General features: G+C 60.3%; 1 protein-coding gene and 1 pseudogene. One reads left to right on the top strand and one right to left on the bottom strand.

Features of this window, described 5'->3' with window-relative positions; translation table 11 throughout:
* Positions 1–196: pseudogene (locus P0D80_RS50860) on the top strand (hypothetical protein); the annotation flags it as partial.
* A 292-nt stretch (positions 197–488) separates the two neighbouring features.
* Here P0D80_RS50860 and P0D80_RS50855 read toward each other — a convergent pair.
* On the bottom strand, positions 489–690 hold a 202-nt coding region (locus P0D80_RS50855; protein ID WP_408296483.1), incomplete at its 5' end, for a hypothetical protein.

The raw sequence follows: 690 nt of genomic DNA, 5'->3' as shown, positions 1-690 counted from the left end.
CAAACGGGCCGTTATTGACGCCATTGGTGAGGAAGCCTGCGCGTCACGCGTTACGCTGCTGGCCCTGCTCGGCGACGGCCTGGCGGCATTGGATGCCAGCGACACTTCGACAAGGGGCATTGAGAGCAAACGCCACAGCGTAAGGCGTGTGCTCCAGGCCATCGTCATGCGTTACGCAATCGTCCTCACAGACTGACGCGCTGTTCTCATCCTGATTGACGCGCGGCAGCCGGGTAACGCTCGCCGGCGTCAATCAACATCGGCATCATCAACCTCGCCGCAGCATTCGCATCCAGATTGTCGCGCGGCACAGAATGCCTGCAGCGTAACGCGTTACGCTGCAGGCTCTGCGCGGCGACGGCTTGGCGGCATTGGACGCCAGCGACATTCCACGATGCTCATCGAGATCAAACGCGACAGCGTAAAGCGCGTGCTCCAGGCCATCGTCACGCGTTACACAATCGTCCTCACCGGCTCGGGCGCCGTTCTCATCCTGATTGACGGGCGGTAGCGTCAATCAACATCGGCATCATCAACCTCGCCGCGACATTCTCATCCAGATTGTCGCGCGGCACACGCTCGCCAGCGTCAATCAAACACTGCGCGTCGTCAATCAACAAACGCTTGCCAGCGTCAATCAACATCGGCATCATCAACCCCGCCGCGACATTCTCATCCAGATTGTCGCGC

It is taken from the genome of Paraburkholderia sp. RL17-373-BIF-A, from assembly GCF_046030175.1.
Taxonomy (GTDB): Bacteria; Pseudomonadota; Gammaproteobacteria; order Burkholderiales; family Burkholderiaceae; genus Paraburkholderia.
This window is presented reverse-complemented; position numbering and strand designations above follow the sequence as displayed.